We start from the raw sequence: 15,337 nt of genomic DNA, 5'->3' as shown, positions 1-15,337 counted from the left end.
CTTCCGGGTGCAGGTGCCCTTCCGCGACGGCCAGCAGCTCTACCCGATCGAGGCCCTGGCGGCCGATGGGGAGCAGAAGCGCAGCATCACCATGGAGTTCCGCCGTTCCACGCCGGAGGCCAACGTCAACACCCGCGAGGCCTCCGTGGCCGAGTGGTTCTAGGCCCCCAGCCGCTCCTCCACCCGGGCGACCAGATCCCCGGCCGTCAGCTCCGCCCCCACCTCCAGGGCGTGCCGGCGTTCCCCTTCCTCCAGGGGCTCCCGGCTGCGGAGCTGGGCCTCCAGCACGGCCGCGTCCGCGTCGGAGGGATCACTCCCCCGCTGCCGGCGCTCCTCGATGCGTTGCCTGGCCTGCTCCGGCGTGCAGCGGCAGTCCAGGATCAGGAACGGCACGCCGCAGCGCCGGGCCAGATCCTCCATCCGCCGGCGCTGGTCACGGCCCGGGAAGGTGGCATCCACCACCACCGCGTAGCCGGCGGTGAGGATGCGGTGCGCCTGCTCCGGCAGGTGCTGCCCATAGAGCCCGTCGCTCACCTCGCTGCGGTAGGGATCCCCCTGCAGGGGGATCCCTACCGCAGCGAGGCAGGCGCCGAAGAGGCGCTTGCGCTCCACGTCGGAGCTGAGCTGGATCCAGCCCCGGCGCCGGCAGAGCTGGCGGGCCCGGTGGCTCTTGCCGCTGCCGGAGACCCCATGGGTGATCACCAGGGCCGGGGCCGGGATCCCGGTGGTGTCACGGGCGCCGAGCAGGTAGCGCTCCAGGTCCCGCCGCAGCCCCTGCGCCGCGCCGGCGTCGAGGTCGGGCTGGCGCAGGCGCAGGGCGCAGACCTTGGCCCGCACCAGGGAGCGGTAGACCCGGTACCAGCGCCAGGTGAGCAGGCCGCCCCAGTCGCCGCAGCGACCCAGCCAGCGGTTCAGCAGCACCGCCCCCAGGTCGGGTCGGTCGTGGTGCTCCAGATCCATCACCAGGAAGGCCAGGTCGCTGAACACATCGATCCAGCGCAGCTCGGGGCTGAATTCCAGGCAGTCGAAGACCCGGATGCGCCCCCCCTCCAGCAGCAGGTTGCCGAGGTGCAGATCCCCATGGCACTCGCGGATGCGCCCCTGGCTGCGGCGCAGGGCGAAGGTGGGCCGCAGCGCTTCGAAGCTTTCCTCCGTCCACTGCCTCAGGGCGGCCACCTCCGGCGCGGCGGCATCGGCGCCGGCCTCCAGCACCTCCAGATTGGCCACCGCCGGGGCCTTCACCAGCTCCGGTGCGCCGTAGGCCTGCTCCGGGCCGGCCACCGCGGCGACGGCATGGAAGGCCGCCAGATCATCCGCCAGCCGTTCGAGCTGGTCGGCGCTGAGGCCTCCGCGCGCCAGAACGGCTCCCAGCAGCGCGCTCTGGGGAAACTGGCGCATGCGCACGGCCAGCTCCAGGGTGGGTCCGCCGCCGTGCAGGCGGGCCCGCTCCGGCGGCCCATGGATGGGGGTGAGGCCGAGGTAGAGGTCCGGCGCCAGCCGGCGGTTGAGGCGCAGCTCCTCCTGGCAGAACCAGCGGCGCCGCTCCGGGGTGGAGAAATCGACGAAGCCCAGGTTCACCGGCTTCTTGACCTTGTAGGCGATGGTTCCCGTCAGCAGGACCCAGGAGATGTGGGTCTCCAGGCATTCGACCCGCTCGACCGGATGGTCATAGGCGGCGGGATCGAGCAGGGCGGCGATCATCGGGTCCACGGCCGCTCCGGTGCTCCTTGCGGTTCAATCCAACCATCCGCAGGGCGATGGAGGCCTCCACCGGCGTCCACAGCAGGGCGGGCAGCAGCAACCCCGAGGCCAGGGGTGAGGCGGGCCGCACGATCAGGGCCAGCACCAGCGTGAGCGTCCAGCTCAGCAGCCAGAAGGGAAGGCCGGCGGTCAGCCGGTGCAGGCGGCAGATCAGCCAGTGGGGACTGCGCAGCAGCACCAGCAGGACCGCGTAGGCCCCCATCCAGCCCCAGGAGTCGGCCGTCTGCCAGAAGGCGACCGCCGAACCGTAGAAGCAGACGGTGATCAGCGGCCAGACAAGGGCGACCCAAGGCTGCCGGCTGATCCATTCCGGTCGCCGAAGGCTGCGGTACCAGACGAAATCCCTCTCCGTGGGATTGACGACCAGGGTGATCACCAGAACGGCGATCAGGATCAGCAGCCAGGGCGGCACGGGACTCTGCAGACATGCGCATTATTGGGCCCAGCCAGGGAGCCGTCCATGGCCGGGGCCATGGCGGGTGGTGGCGGCGGGGGTGTCGGTTCGTCGCGCCGGCGGACCGGTCCGTCCAGCGTTCCTACGTTGGGGGGGTCCGACGAGCTTGCTGGAGGCCCCATGCACACCCACGACCTCGAGAACCACGACAACCTCTACGCCGACGAAGGCACGATGGTGATCGGCGAGACCAGGGCCGATGCCCAGAGCCATGCCTACTGGGCCGTGGGGGCCATCGCCCTGATGGTGGTGGGCCTGGGTGTGGCCCTGGTCGTCTCCTGACCCGCCCCCCCGGGCGCCCCGCCAGGCCCGCCGTCTGGCGGAGCGGGAAAGCGCTCGCTGAAGCAGGGCAGGGGGATGGGCGGACACAGCCGCGCCCATCCCCCCGCCTCCCCCTGTCGCTGCCAGGCGGCGATGCGCAGCGGCGTGGCCGCTCCCCAGCGGCAGATGAGCAGGCAGCGATGCCCCCAGGCCTGCGGCCAGGCCATGACGCTTCCCCCGGCCCAGGGCCAGTGGGCCGGGTCGAGGGGCTCCAGATCGCGGTGGCGGCGCAGCAGGGCCGGCAGCAGCTGGCCCCCGTCGGCCCCCTCGCTCTGCTGGCAGAGCTGGAGGCGCCGGGCCAGGGCGAAAGGCTGCCCCCGGCTGGGGACGATCAGGTGCAATGACCCCCAGCCGGGAAACCCCAGACAGGAGAGCAGGGCGCCGGAGGCGGGGCCGGAGTCGTGGTCGTTCGGCATGGGGGCGGAACGCGGACAGCCGTTCCGTGCCACCAGCTGTCCCGCGGCCCCGCGTCGACCGGGCCCACTGGCAGGATCAGGGCGAAGAATGCGACTTCCCTGCCGCCATGTTCGAGAACCGCGAACGGCCCGCCTGGGTCAACTGGCTGATCCTGGCGATCTTCCTGCTGTCGTCCTGGCAGCTGGCCGGGTTCTGGTTCCAGCAGCTGCACCACTGATTCCAGCAGCTGCACTACGAAAGGGACCCCGCGGCCCCTCCCGTGGTGCCCCCGCCTCAGGAGGGACGGCGCGGCCGGGCGGTGAGTCCCCGCACCAGACGGACGCCGCCGCCCACCAGCAGCAGCAGCGCCATCAGGGCCAGCAGGGCCACCACGATGACGCTGCCCAGCTGCAGGATGCCCATGCTCAGCCGGCTGAGCCCGCCGATCAGGTTGGCGATGGCATTGCTGACCAGCAGCAGCGCATCGAGCCGTTCCGGCAGCTGCATCAGTCCGGCCAGGATCAGGCTTCCCGCCCCGATCAGCAGCAGGCCCGCCAGCACCTGCCGCCAGCGGGAGGAGGGACGGCGCCGGCGGCGACGCAGCTCCAGGCCCTTCCCCGGTGTCGGTCCCCTCGGCGTCGGCAGATGGAGCGGATAGGGGGTGTGGGGCATGGCGGGGTCGTCAGGGCTCCAGCGGATAGCCGGCACCCCGCATCCACCGCTCGAACTCCATCAGCACCAGCTCGTTCGGACAGTCGATCAGGGACAGGTCGTTGACCGTGCAGTCCCCCTGGCCGCCGTGGTGGAGCGTGAGATGGAAATGGGAACCGCTCAGGCCGCAGACCTCCGGATCGCTGCGGACCACCACATCCAGGGCAGCCCCGAGCCGTGCCACCCGGCGGCGCAGTTCCGACCAGGTCATGCCCATCGCATCGTCTTCATGGCATCAACCCCATGACATCAAGCCCATGACATCAAACCCATGGCATCCTTTCCATCGGGGAGCCCGTCGCATGGCCGTGGAAGGGGGTGGATGGTTGCCCCCAGTGTGACCAGTGCCGGGCCGACGTCAACCGCAGGCCGGCCGCTGGGTGGCTCAGGGCCGCGGGGTGGCCGGGGCCTGCTGGGCCGCCGGCGCTGCCGGCGTCGGCGCGGGAGGTACGGCGGGCGGAGGCAGGAGCAGCACCAGGGCCGCCGAGACGGCCAGGGCTGCGGCGCCGCCCACGGGCGCCGAGAGGCGGCGGTGCAGGGGAATCCTCTCCATCAGTTCCCTGGGCCCGAGGGGTTCCGGATCGGGAATCGCCAGGGGCAGCTGCACCCGGGGATCGAGCCGCAGCAGATCCAGCACCCGCACCAGATCCGCCAGTTCCGCATCGTCGAGATGCACCTCCAGGGGAGGGGTGTCGGGCTGGCTGCTGCGCAGCAGGAGGCGGTGGCCGCCGTCGGGGTGGGGGCCGATGTCGACCGGTTCCCCGGCCACGCTGAACTCGCGGCGCACGCCGCTGATCAGGTGGCGGGCGTAGGGCAGCACCACCTGCATCAGGGCCTGGAGGTGCTCCCGGCGTCCCTCCAGCAGGGGCCTGCCCAGCCACTGCAGGGTCCAGCCGGTGATGATGCCCAGGGCCGCGCCGCTCTGGCCGATGGAGACGTCGGGGAGGCCTTCCACCTGAAGCCGGCAGCTGAGCTGATCGAAGACGAGGCTCTGCTTCATCACGGAACTCTGAACCATGGGGGGTCTGCTGCGGGCGACGTCACGCCACCGCGTCCATCAGGCTGGCCTTGATGCGCTCGAAGCCCCCATGACCGGCGCAGAGGCTCAGGCCCTGGACCAGCTGGAGCCGCTGGGCGGCTCCGTCGTTGGGATCGAGCAGTTTCTGGACGCCGCTGCGGCGGGGGTTCATGCGCTCCTGGACCAGTTCCCCCAGCCGCCCCTGGAACAGGTCCCAGCGTTCCTTCGCCACCGTCTCCGGTTCGCTGCTGGAGAGCAGGGAGCGCAGCATCGGGTAGAGGCGGTCGGCCATGACGCAGAGGATGCGGATCAGGGCATCGGTCTCGGCGACGGGCACCTCACCGCGCCGGCAGGAGCGCCGCAGGGGGTTGTGGCAACGCCGCTTCCACAGCTCCACCCGGTTGGGGAACAGGCCGCCGTAGCCCAGCTGCTCACTCAGCCAGACCATCGCCTCGCCGCCGTTGAGGTCGAGCGCCTCCATGCAGAGCAGCATCAGATCGAGACGCTCCAGACCCCTGCGGGGCAGGGGGCGGGAGGAGCGGTCCTGGATCGCCGCTTCCGAAGTGTCCTTGGCCATGACTGCGATGATGCCAGCGGCGCCGTCCATCCGTCACGTCGCCGGTACCGGTCCCTTCACCAGCACGACCCTGCAGCACGATGGCCAGCAGCCCTTCTTCGATCGATCTGCGCACCTGGGTCCGGGACATTCCCGACTTTCCGAAGCCGGGCATCCTCTTCCGTGATCTCACGCCCCTGATGCGGGATCCCGAGGGCTGGGGCGAAGCCATCCGCCTGCTGGGCCTGCTCTGTGAGCGGGTGCGGCCGGATCTGATCGTGGGCATCGAATCCCGTGGCTTCATCGTCGGCACGGCCCTGGCCACGATCACCGGCGTGGGCTTCGTCCCGGTGCGCAAGCCGGGCAAGCTTCCCGGAGCGGTGATCGGCGTGGATTACAGCCTGGAGTACGGCACCGACCGCCTGGAGATCCACAGCGATGCCCTCGAGGGCGGCCAAAGGGTGCTGATCGTCGACGACCTGCTCGCCACCGGCGGCACCGCCGCGGCCTGCAGTGAGCTGGTGCAGGCCGCGGGGGGGCAACTCTGCGGCTTCGGCTTCCTGGCGGAACTGGCGGCACTGGAGGGGCGCAGCCGGCTGCCCCAGGAGCATCCGATCGAGTCCCTGATCATCTACAGCTGAGCCTCAGCTCTGCTGGTCCTGCCAGGCCAGGACGCTGTCGAACTGCTCGAGGCTGATCAGGCCGAACCGCCAGAGCACGGCGGGCAGCGGCGCCTGCTCCAGCTGGGACTGGCGGATGCCCAGCTGGAGCGCGTTTTCACTCAGGCCGAGCTGATGGCGCAGGAAGCGCACCATGGCCGGAGAGGGCAGGGGCTGGGGAGAGCTGCTGATCACCATCCCCCCATGCTGCAAGCGGCCGGCGCAGCCGACAAGGTCCCTGGGTCATGGCCCGCAGGGCCAGGGCCCGGGTGCCATCGACGCGGGCCAGGCAGGCCAGGGCCAGCCGGCGCAGGGGCAGCAGCCAGCGGTGGCGGTTGGAGAAGGTCCGCACCAGCAGGTCGGTGGCCAGCAGGGTGAGCAGCAGATCGGGCCAGCGGCGGCGCCCGTAGGCGGCTCCGATGCGGCGGGGCGACAGCGTGCCCCGGGCCGCCCGTTCGGCCAGCCGCTGCAGCACCGCCACATCCCGCCAGCAGAGATTCAACCCCTGGCCCCCCACCGGATGGCAGCGGTGGGCACTCTCCCCCACCAGCACCGTGCGGCCCCGATGCAGACGCCGGGCCAGCTGCAGGGCCACCGGAAAGGCGCGGGGAGGGGTCAGCAGGGCATCGGGCTGCAGCCGGTCCGGCAGGGCCCCCGCCAGCCGGTCGAGGAAGGCCGGGGCGTCGAGGGCCTCCAGCTGGCGGCAGCGGGCCGCCGGCGCGCTCCAGACCAGCTGGAAGCGGCGCCCGCCGAGGGGGAGCACGGCGAAGGGGCCTTCCGGACGCAGCAGTTCCCAGGCTTCGTCGTCGGCACAGCCGCGCATCTCCACCTGCACCGTCAGGCAGGCCTGGCGGTAGGGATGGCTCCACTGGTGGATGCCCGCGGCCTGGCGGGTGGGCGAGTCGGGGCCATCGGCGGCCACCAGCAGGTCGGCATCGTCCGGGTCGTTCGCGGCGGCGGACGGCGTTGCGCCGCCGAGCTCCAGCCGGACGGCGGGATGCTGGCCGAGGCGCCGCAGCAGCAGCGCCATCAGGGGCCGGTGGGATCCGATCCAGCCCACCGCGTCGGCCTGGCCCAGGTCGGTGGGCGCGAAGCGCACATCACGCCCCGCCGCCACGTCGCGCAGGTGCAGGCGGCGGAAGGGCACCAGGGTGGGCCGCAGGTCACCCCAGAGCCCCAGGCGCTGCAGCAGCTCCCGGCTGGAGTGGGTGAAGGCGTAGGCCCGCTCCCGGGCCTGCAGCGCCTCCGGGGCCAGGGGGTCGTGGAGGCTGACCCGCCAGCCGGCCTGGGCCAGGGCCAGGGCCGCCAGGGCGCCGGTGGGGCCGGCGCCCCGGATCCGGGCATGGAGCGAAGCGGGCATGGCCACAGAAAAGCCGCAGCAGAAAGTCTGCTGCGGCGAAGGGGTCCACCGTGAACGGCGGACCGGAGAGAGGCTGTCCCCCGAAGGGGAGCTGGGATCAGCCGATGCCGAGCAGACCGCGGGTGAAGGCCTCGCCGCCGAGGGCGAACTCGGTGGCCAGCAGGGCGATGAAGCCGAGCATGGCCATGCGGCCGTTGAGCTTCTCGGCGCGCTCGTGGAAGCCCCAGCCGCTCTCGGCGCTCACCACTTCCATGCGGGGTTCGGTGGCGAAGGCGTTGAGGCGGCCGCCGTCCTCGGTGGTGACGGTGGCGCCGCGGATGGCGGAGCGGTCGAGGGCGGTGGGGGTGGCGGCGGTCATGGGAGAACTCCTTGAGAAGTGTTGCGAGAATTGTAACGCATTGTTTCGAAAACGTCCAGCGTCCTCACCCCAGCCGCCGCAGGCAGAGCTCCTCGAAGGCCGGCCGCAGCAGATAGGGGTAGTCGCCCACCCACTGCTTCAGCTGGGGCAGCCAGCCATCGGAGAGGGCGCCGATGCGGGAGAAATCCTTGCGCTCACTGAGCACCAGGCAGCGGATCACCATGCCGCGCCGGATCTTGTCGTGCTTCTTCTCCAGGGGGAAGCGGATCTGGCCCAGGTAGCCGTCCTCATCCTCCAGTTCCAGACAGAGCCAGGTGCGGCGGTTCTCCACCAGCTCCAGACGCCCCTGGCGGTTGGCCTGCTCCCGTCGGTTCTCCACCACCTCCCGCCGAAACTGGTCGGCCACCACCCCCTCGAAGATGGCGGCCGCCGGGTAGCGCCGCAGCACCGCATTGCGGCGTCCCGCCTCCAGGATCGGCCCCCACAGCACATAGAGAAGGAACACGAAGCCCACCACCAGGAACACGGGCCCGGCCTGGCTGCGGAACAGCAGGGTCTGGCTGATCAGCAGGGCGATCACCCCGCCGATCACCGAGATCAGCACCCGCTGCAGCAGCTTGCGCGGGTCGCCGCTGCAGGCGGTGAACTGCGGGCCGGTGGCCACCGCCGGAATCAGGCGCAGCAGTTCGCCGGGTTTGAGGGGGATCAGCATCGGTCCACGGGGCGGTGGCTCACAGCAGCCTCTCGAGGCCGTACACCAGGCCGCCCAGGCGGCGCACCTTGCGCACCGTGAGCAGCACGCCGGGCATGTAGGCGCTGCGGTCGATCGTGTCGTGGCGCAGGGTGTAGGTCTCGCCGGGCGATCCGAACATCACCTCCTGGTGGGCCACCAGACCGGGCAGCCGCACGGAGTGAAGCCGCAGGCCGCTCTCCCGCAGGCCCCCCCGGCAGCCCGCCAGGCTCTCGTGCTCCGCCACCTGCTGGGGGTTGAAGGTCTTGCCCAGCTCCTCCATCAGCTCGGCGGTCTTGAGGCAGGTGCCGCTGGGGGCATCGGCCTTGCGGTTGTGGTGCAGCTCGGTGAGCTCGGCGTAGTCGTAGAAGCGGGCCGCCGCCGCCGCCGCCTGCTGCAGCAGCACCATGCCCACGCAGAAGTTGGGCACCACCGCCCCCCCCATCGAGGCCTTCTCGGCGAAGGCCGCCAGATCCGCCAGCTGGTCGGGGCGCAGGCCGGTGGTGCCGATCACCGGATGGACGCCGTAGGCGAAGGCGCCGCGGCAATGCTCATAGACGACGCCGGGGTGGGTGAAGTCCACCAGCACCGCGCCGCCGCCCGGTCCGGACTGCCGCACCGCCTGGCCCGCCTGGCAGAGACTGCCCTCGAAGTCGGCGCTGATCGCCACCTCCAGTTCCCCCAGCCCCAGGGCCAGCCCGACGTCCTCCCCTTCCCGGCCCGGGGTGGTGTCGATCGCCCCCACCAGGGTGCAGTCGGGGGCCGCCACCACTGCCTTGATCACCTCGGCGCCCATGCGGCCCAGGGCCCCGGCCACCACCACCGGGATCGGCGCCGGCTCTTCTGGGGACGGGGGGATCGCGCTCATCGGGCTGTTACCACTCCAGGGGAGCCTATGTGGCCCGGCCCACCGCGAGGGCTGCAGCCTGTAACGCTGCGCTGCAACCGATCGCGTCCCCGCCGTGAGCTCCGTAGGCTGCTTCACATTGCTCAACGCATCCGCCGCATGTTCACGCAGGTCCGTTCCGCCAGCCGCCGGGTCAGCCCTGCCCCCACCGATGGCGCCAACGACCGGGTGGTGATGAAGGCCGTCTACGTGGTGCTCGAACCCCAGTACCAGAACGCCCTCACCACCGCCGCCACCGGCCTCAACGACCAGAACGGTCCCCTGGCGGTGGAGCTGAGCGGCTATCTGATCGAGGAGCTGCGCGACCCGGCCAACTACGCCGACTTCTGCGCCGACGTGGCGGCGGCCGATGTGTTCATCGCCTCGCTGATCTTCATCGAGGACCTGGCCCAGAAGGTGGTGGACGCCGTGGCCCCGCACCGCGACCGGCTCAAGGCGGTGGTGGTGTTCCCGTCGATGCCGGAGGTGATGCGCCTCAACAAGCTGGGCACCTTCTCGATGGCCCAGCTGGGCCAGAGCAAGAGCGCCATCGCCCAGTTCATGCGCAAGCGCAAGGAAGCCAATGGGGCCGGCTTCCAGGACGCCATGCTCAAGCTGCTGAACACCCTGCCGACGGTGCTCAAGTACCTGCCGGTGGAGAAGGCGCAGGATGCCCGCTCCTTCATGCTCAGCTTCCAGTACTGGCTGGGGGGGACGCCGGACAACCTGCGCAACTTCCTGCTGATGCTGGCCGACCGCTATGTGTTCGGCAAAGCGGAGCTGGGCCGTCCCCAGCTGACGGTGGCCGACCCGGTGGTGTTCCCGGACCTGGGCATCTGGCACCCGCTGGCCCCGGGGATGTTCGAGGACCTCAAGGAGTACCTCAACTGGAGCGCCAGCCGCGCCGACCTCAGCGAGCGGGCCCGCCGGGGCCCGGTGATCGGCCTGGTGCTGCAGCGCAGCCACATCGTCACCGGCGATGAGGCCCACTACGTGGCCGTGATCCAGGAGCTCGAGTACCGCGGCGCCACGGTGATTCCCGTGTTCTGCGGCGGCCTCGACTTCTCCCGGCCCGTCTCCTCCTTCTTCTACGACCCCCTCAACCCGGACCAGCCGCTGGTGGATGGGGTGGTGAGCCTCACCGGCTTCGCCCTGGTGGGCGGTCCGGCCCGCCAGGACCATCCCAAGGCCATCGAGACCCTCAAGCGGCTCAACCGGCCCTACATGGTGGCCCTGCCCCTGGTCTTCCAGACCACCCAGGAATGGGAGGAAAGCGACCTGGGGCTGCACCCGGTGCAGGTGGCGCTGCAGATCGCCATTCCCGAGCTCGACGGCGCCATCGAGCCGATCGTGCTGTCGGGGCGCGACGACGCCACCGGCAAGGCCCACACCCTGCAGGACCGGGTGGATGCGATCGCCGAGCGGGCCATCCGCTGGGCATCCCTGCGGATCAAGCCCCGGGCCGAGAAGAAGCTGGCGATCACCGTGTTCAGCTTCCCCCCCGACAAGGGCAACGTGGGCACCGCGGCCTACCTCGATGTGTTCGGCTCGATCTTCCGGGTGCTGGAGGAGATGAAGGCCAAGGGCTACACGGTGGACGCCATGCCCCGCACCCCCAAGGAGCTGATGGAGGCGGTGCTCAGCGACCCGGAGGCCCTCGAAGGGGCCCCCGAGCTGGCGATCGCCCACCGCATGAGCGTCGAGGAGTACGAGCGGCTCACCCCCTATTCCGAGCGTCTTGAAGAGAACTGGGGCAAGCCCCCCGGCAACCTCAATTCCGACGGCACCAACCTGCTCATCTACGGCCGCCACTTCGGCAACGTGTTCGTGGGGGTGCAGCCCACCTTCGGCTACGAGGGCGATCCGATGCGCCTGCTCTATTCCCGCAGCGCCAGCCCCCACCACGGCTTCGCCGCCTATTACACCTATCTGGAGAAGGTGTGGGGCGCCGACGCCGTGCTGCACTTCGGCACCCACGGCTCCCTGGAGTTCATGCCCGGCAAGCAGATGGGCATGAGCGAAACCTGCTACCCCGATTCCCTGATCGGCGCCCTGCCCAACCTCTACTACTACGCCGCCAACAACCCGTCGGAGGCCACCATCGCCAAGCGGCGGGGCTACGCCTCCACGATCAGCTACCTCACCCCGCCGGCGGAGAACGCCGGCCTCTACAAGGGCCTCAAGGAGCTGGGCGAGCTGGTGGGCTCCTACCAGCAGCTGCGGGAGAGCTCCCGGGGTGTGCAGATCGTCAACGCCATCATCGAGACGGCCCGCCAGTGCAACCTCGACAAGGACGTGGTCCTGCCCGAGGCCGACGCCGCGGAGCTGGATGGTGACGCCCGTGACGGCGTCGTCGGGGCGGTGTACCGCCAGCTGATGGAGATCGAAAGCCGGCTGCTGCCCTGCGGCCTGCACACCATCGGCAAGCCCCCCACCGCCGAGGAGGCGATCGCCACCCTGGTGAGCATCGCCGCCCTGGAGCGGGAGGAGGACGGCCTGCGCTCCCTGCCGGGGCTGCTGGCCGAGAGCCGGGGCCGCACCATCGCCGAGGTGTACCGGGGCAACGATGAAGGGGTCCTGGCGGATGTGGAGCTCAACCGGGTGATCACCGAAACCTGCCGCGCCGCCGTCGGTGCCATGGTCAAGGAGGTCACCGGCGCCGATGGCCGTGTCACCCTGCGCCGCAACTTCGGCTGGTTCTTCGAACTGCTGGAGCGCTTCGGCTACCGGCTGCCCTCCCCCTGGCTGAGCGCCTGCCGCCAGGCCGGCTTCCCGGATGTGGATGTCCCCGAACTCGACCGCACCTTCGCCTATCTGCGTTTCTGCCTGGAGCAGATCTGCGCCGACATGGAGATGGAGAGCCTGCTGCGGGCCCTCGATGGGGAGTACGTCCTGCCGGGACCCGGTGGTGACCCGATCCGCAATCCCGGTGTGCTGCCCAGCGGCAAGAACATCCACGCCCTCGATCCCCAGGCCATCCCCACCCGGGCGGCCATCGCCGCCGCCAAGGTGGTCGTCGACCGGCTGATCGAACGCCAGAGGGCCGAGCAGGGCGCCTGGCCGGAAACGATCGCCTGCGTCCTCTGGGGCACCGACAACATCAAGACCTACGGCGAATCCCTGGCCCAGATCCTCTGGTTCATCGGTGTGCGCCCCATGGCCGATTCCCTCGGCCGGGTGAACAAGCTGGAGCTCATCTCCCTCGAGGAGCTGGGCCGGCCCCGGATCGATGTGGTGGTGAACTGCTCCGGGGTGTTCCGCGATTTGTTCATCAACCAGATGGCCCTGATCGACCAGGGGGTGAAGATGGCCGCCGAGGCCGACGAGCCCCTGGAGATGAACTTCGTGCGCAAGCACAGCCAGGAGCAGGCCGCCGCCCAGGGCATCTCCCTGCGGGAGGCTGCCACCCGGGTGTTCTCCAATGCCAGCGGCAGCTACTCCTCGAACGTCAACCTGGCGGTGGAGAACAGCACCTGGGAGGAGGAGGGTGAACTGCAGGAGATGTACCTCTCCCGCAAGACCTTCGCCTTCAATGCCGACAACCCCGGCGAGATGAACCAGAACCGGGAGGTGTTCGAATCGGCGATGAAGACCGCCGACGTCACCTTCCAGAACCTGGATTCGGCCGAGATCTCCCTCACCGACGTCAGCCACTACTTCGACTCCGATCCCACCAAGCTGATCGCCGGCCTTCGGGACGACGGCAAGACCCCCACCAGCTACATCGCCGACACCACCACGGCCAATGCCCAGGTGCGCTCCCTGAGCGAAACCATCCGCCTCGATTCGCGCACCAAGCTGCTCAACCCCAAGTGGTACGAGGGCATGCTGGATTCCGGCTACGAGGGGGTGCGGGAAGTGGCCAAGCGGCTCAACTTCACCCTGGGCTGGAGCGCCACCAGCGGGGCCGTCGACAACTTCGTCTATGAGGAGGCCAACGAGACCTTCATCAACGATCCGGAGATGCGCAAACGGCTGATGGACCTCAACCCCCATAGCTTCCGCCGCATCGTCGGCACCCTGCTGGAGGTGAACGGCCGCGGCTACTGGGAAACCTCCGACGAGAACATCGCCCAGCTCCAGGAGATCTACCAGGAGATCGAGGATCGCATCGAAGGGGTGAGCCCGTAGGACTGGTCCCGTCACCCCCGTGGTCTCTGAACCGGTGGCGATCCCTGCCGAGCCCAACCCAACGGCCATCGGTTGGGAGGTCCGTGATTGTTCAGGCACTGCAGCACACTGCAGTGCTTGGGCTGCGTGATTGTTCAGTCTGGCCGAATACTGGAAAGTCTTAAGACTGTCCCGATCGACCTGGGTCGCTGGGATTTTTCCCCCTGACCAGGGCTGTCGCCCACCTGCTGGGGCGATGAAGCTTCTGCCGGACAGATTTCTGCGTAGGACTAGGGGGTGCCACGGCACGGATCATGAGCGTCAGTGTCGGCCTTCAGGCTCAGTTCTTCCTGGGCTTGTGCCCTGGCCATGGCCGAGACGATCGATCCAGCTCCATGTCCTATCTCTCAGAGAACCATGTCTAACAAATTCGATGCCGCCGCCAAAGAAGCGGAAGGCAAGATCCAGTCCGCCGTCGGCTCACTGACCGGCGATAAGGGTCAACAGATCAAAGGAGAGGCCAAGCAAGTTCAGGCCGAGGCCATGAAGGCGGAAGCCAAGCTCAAGGAGGAAGCGCAGAAAGCCGCCCAGAAACTCAAGGATTCCGTGGACTAGTTGTTGAGGGCGCTGCCCCGTTGGGACGGCCGGCCGCGGGTCGACAAATGAAAAGGGGGCCGAAGCCCCCCGGAACATCACCTGCGGTCTGAAGCGGCGCCAGGATCAGCGGCCGATCTTGGCCACTTCGGCCCGGGCCCGGGCCAGGACGGCACCGGTGAGGGGCACGTAATCCAGCGACTTGGCGATGGCCTGGCCCTTGGGCGAGAGGCCCCAGTTCAGGAACTGACGCAGCGTGCCCGCCTTGTCGCCGTTGCCACGTTGGTAGGCCAGGATCCAGGTGAAGGAGGCGATCGGGAAGGCATTGGCGCCGGCCGGGTTGCAGTCTTCACCGCCGAGGCGCGCATCCAGCTTGATGGCATTGAGGGCGGCGGCCCCGGTGACGTCGTTGGCCATCACGAACCGGCCGGCCTTGTTCTGGACGGCCGCCGGGGTGATCCGACCCTTCACGAAGGCCTGGTTGAGGTAACCGATCGAGCCGGGGGTGTTCTGGATCAGACCAGCCACACCTTCATTGCCTTTGCCACCCACACCCACGGGCCACTTGACGGCCTTGCCGGTACCCACTCTCGATTTCCACTCGGGCGAGAAGCAGGAGAGGGAGTTGGTGAACACATAGGTGGTGCCGGAGCCATCAGAGCGGTGGACCACGTTGATCGGCCCCCTGCCGCACCTCAGCTGGTCCCAGGTGCGGATCTTGCCCAGGAAGATGTCAGCCACCTGGCGCTGGGTGAGCCTGAGGTTCTTGCAGCTGGGGTTGTTGTAGGCCGGGGTGACGGTGCCGCCCATCATCGGAATCTGCAGGGCGCCGCGCTGGGCGGTCACGCCCTTGGTGAACTCCCCTTTGGACGCATTCAGTTCTTCATCGGTGGCGCCGAAATCAACACTGCCGGCGTGGAACTGGCGCACACCGGCGCCGGAGCCCACCGACTGGTAGTTCACCTGCCGCCTGGTTTCCCTGGCGAATTCGGCGGCCCAGCGCTGATAGGCCGGTGCGGGGAAGGTGGCCCCGGCACCGCTGATCGAATTGCTCTGGGCGATCACCGGAACCGCCAGGCCAGCCGTGAGCATGCCGGCAGCGGAGAGGATCAGGGCCTTCTTCGCGAAGGTCATCAGAATGGTCAATTTGTGGGCAAGTTATGAATAGCAACCCGTTCTGACCATTTGTGTTATGGAGAGGTTAACGGGTGTTCAAGGATTGAACACTCCACCGAACCTCCGGCGAAACGTCCCGTGGAACGCCCCATGGCATGCCCCGTGGAACGCCCCCGGAGCGCCCGCCCGTGGCTGTCCCGGCCGGCCCAGGGCGGCCCTGCATCGGCTGGAGCCGCGGCGGGCCGTGAAGGTCCAGAATGAGAACCGTTATCAGCCATGCCCTTGGCGGTGTGGTTGCCCCTCCCGA

General features: G+C 69.4%; 18 protein-coding genes and 1 pseudogene. 6 read left to right on the top strand and 13 right to left on the bottom strand.

Annotation, left to right across the window (positions count from 1 at the left end):
• A pseudogene (locus L107_RS09710) lies at window positions 1-163 on the top strand (DUF4912 domain-containing protein); the annotation flags it as partial.
• On the opposite strand, the gene L107_RS09705 reads toward L107_RS09710, so the two are convergent.
• Together L107_RS09705 and L107_RS09700 are read right to left on the bottom strand one after the other, a co-directional pair.
• On the bottom strand, window positions 160-1,701 hold the full coding sequence (locus L107_RS09705; RefSeq protein WP_159818317.1) for a bifunctional aminoglycoside phosphotransferase/ATP-binding protein: 1,542 nt from the start codon (window positions 1,699-1,701) through the stop codon (window positions 160-162). The pseudogene L107_RS09710 and the gene L107_RS09705 sit on opposite strands and share 4 nt — an antisense overlap.
• Entirely contained in the window at window positions 1,667-2,173 is a 507-nt protein-coding gene (locus L107_RS09700; RefSeq protein ID WP_159818315.1) for a TspO/MBR family protein, read from the bottom strand. The genes L107_RS09705 and L107_RS09700 overlap by 35 nt, the downstream gene beginning before the upstream one ends.
• Before the next feature lie 162 nt (window positions 2,174-2,335).
• Between L107_RS09700 and L107_RS16370 the strand changes: the two genes are divergently transcribed.
• Window positions 2,336-2,497, top strand: a complete 162-nt coding sequence (locus L107_RS16370; protein WP_015108444.1) for a hypothetical protein — start codon at window positions 2,336-2,338, stop codon at window positions 2,495-2,497.
• Here L107_RS16370 and L107_RS16920 read toward each other — a convergent pair.
• Window positions 2,431-2,952 (bottom strand): hypothetical protein, encoded by a 522-nt coding sequence (locus tag L107_RS16920; protein ID WP_159818313.1) that lies wholly within the window; start codon window positions 2,950-2,952, stop codon window positions 2,431-2,433. The genes L107_RS16370 and L107_RS16920 overlap by 67 nt on opposite strands.
• 26 nt (window positions 2,953-2,978) lie before the next feature.
• On the opposite strand from L107_RS16920, the gene L107_RS09690 reads away from it, so the two are divergent.
• Window positions 2,979-3,170: a hypothetical protein gene (locus L107_RS09690; protein WP_159818311.1), complete on the top strand. Its 192-nt coding sequence runs from the start codon at window positions 2,979-2,981 to the stop codon at window positions 3,168-3,170.
• Between the two features lie 56 nt (window positions 3,171-3,226).
• On the opposite strand, the gene L107_RS09685 is transcribed toward L107_RS09690, so the two are convergent.
• The 4 genes from L107_RS09685 to L107_RS09670 form a co-directional block, all read right to left on the bottom strand.
• Window positions 3,227-3,604 carry a hypothetical protein gene (locus tag L107_RS09685; protein ID WP_219903974.1) on the bottom strand — a complete coding sequence of 126 codons (378 nt, stop codon included), beginning with the start codon at window positions 3,602-3,604 and terminating at the stop codon, window positions 3,227-3,229.
• Window positions 3,605-3,614: 10 nt separating this feature from the next.
• The gene (locus tag L107_RS09680) at window positions 3,615-3,860 is read right to left on the bottom strand and encodes a hypothetical protein (protein WP_015108440.1); all 246 of its coding nucleotides are present in this window, start codon (window positions 3,858-3,860) and stop codon (window positions 3,615-3,617) included.
• A gap of 168 nt (window positions 3,861-4,028) precedes the next feature.
• A complete protein-coding gene (locus L107_RS09675; RefSeq protein ID WP_159818309.1) occupies window positions 4,029-4,661 on the bottom strand; it encodes a DUF4335 domain-containing protein in 633 nt (210 codons plus the stop codon).
• 22 nt (window positions 4,662-4,683) lie between these two features.
• Window positions 4,684-5,238 carry a DUF3038 domain-containing protein gene (locus L107_RS09670; protein WP_159818307.1) on the bottom strand — a complete coding sequence of 185 codons (555 nt, stop codon included), beginning with the start codon at window positions 5,236-5,238 and terminating at the stop codon, window positions 4,684-4,686.
• Window positions 5,239-5,318: 80 nt separating this feature from the next.
• Between L107_RS09670 and L107_RS09665 the strand changes: the two genes are divergently transcribed.
• Window positions 5,319-5,858, top strand: coding sequence for an adenine phosphoribosyltransferase (locus tag L107_RS09665; RefSeq protein WP_159818305.1), 540 nt, complete (start codon window positions 5,319-5,321; stop codon window positions 5,856-5,858).
• Between the two features lie 3 nt (window positions 5,859-5,861).
• Here L107_RS09665 and L107_RS09660 read toward each other — a convergent pair whose 3' ends face one another.
• From L107_RS09660 to dapB, 5 genes are all read right to left on the bottom strand, one after another.
• Window positions 5,862-6,074, bottom strand: a complete 213-nt coding sequence (locus L107_RS09660; protein ID WP_094587206.1) for a DUF2949 domain-containing protein — start codon at window positions 6,072-6,074, stop codon at window positions 5,862-5,864.
• Window positions 5,995-7,236, bottom strand: a complete 1,242-nt coding sequence (locus tag L107_RS09655; RefSeq protein WP_159818303.1) for an FAD-dependent monooxygenase — start codon at window positions 7,234-7,236, stop codon at window positions 5,995-5,997. The genes L107_RS09660 and L107_RS09655 overlap by 80 nt, the downstream gene beginning before the upstream one ends.
• A 97-nt stretch (window positions 7,237-7,333) precedes the next feature.
• On the bottom strand, window positions 7,334-7,594 hold the full coding sequence (locus tag L107_RS09650; protein WP_015108434.1) for a hypothetical protein: 261 nt from the start codon (window positions 7,592-7,594) through the stop codon (window positions 7,334-7,336).
• Between the two features lie 64 nt (window positions 7,595-7,658).
• Window positions 7,659-8,306 carry a hypothetical protein gene (locus L107_RS09645; RefSeq protein WP_159818301.1) on the bottom strand — a complete coding sequence of 216 codons (648 nt, stop codon included), beginning with the start codon at window positions 8,304-8,306 and terminating at the stop codon, window positions 7,659-7,661.
• A 19-nt stretch (window positions 8,307-8,325) separates the two neighbouring features.
• Window positions 8,326-9,192 (bottom strand): 4-hydroxy-tetrahydrodipicolinate reductase, encoded by an 867-nt coding sequence (dapB, locus tag L107_RS09640; protein WP_159818299.1) that lies wholly within the window; start codon window positions 9,190-9,192, stop codon window positions 8,326-8,328.
• Window positions 9,193-9,330: 138 nt separating this feature from the next.
• Between dapB and L107_RS09635 the strand changes: the two genes are divergently transcribed.
• Together L107_RS09635 and L107_RS09630 are read left to right on the top strand one after the other, a co-directional pair.
• A complete protein-coding gene (locus L107_RS09635; protein WP_159818297.1) occupies window positions 9,331-13,341 on the top strand; it encodes a magnesium chelatase subunit H in 4,011 nt (1,336 codons plus the stop codon).
• Window positions 13,342-13,689: 348 nt separating this feature from the next.
• The gene (locus L107_RS09630; protein ID WP_236550617.1) at window positions 13,690-13,935 is read left to right on the top strand and encodes a CsbD family protein; all 246 of its coding nucleotides are present in this window, start codon (window positions 13,690-13,692) and stop codon (window positions 13,933-13,935) included.
• Window positions 13,936-14,040: 105 nt separating this feature from the next.
• Here the strand turns inward: L107_RS09630 and pstS are convergent, their stop codons facing one another.
• Window positions 14,041-15,048: a phosphate ABC transporter substrate-binding protein PstS gene (gene pstS / locus L107_RS09625; RefSeq protein ID WP_159818295.1), complete on the bottom strand. Its 1,008-nt coding sequence runs from the start codon at window positions 15,046-15,048 to the stop codon at window positions 14,041-14,043.
• Window positions 15,049-15,337 lie beyond the last annotated feature (289 nt).

Source organism: Cyanobium sp. Copco_Reservoir_LC18, assembly GCF_009834675.1.
GTDB lineage: Bacteria > Cyanobacteriota > Cyanobacteriia > PCC-6307 > Cyanobiaceae > Cyanobium > Cyanobium minutissimum.
Note: the sequence above shows the minus strand (reverse complement) of the source record. Positions and strands in the feature narration are given on the sequence as shown.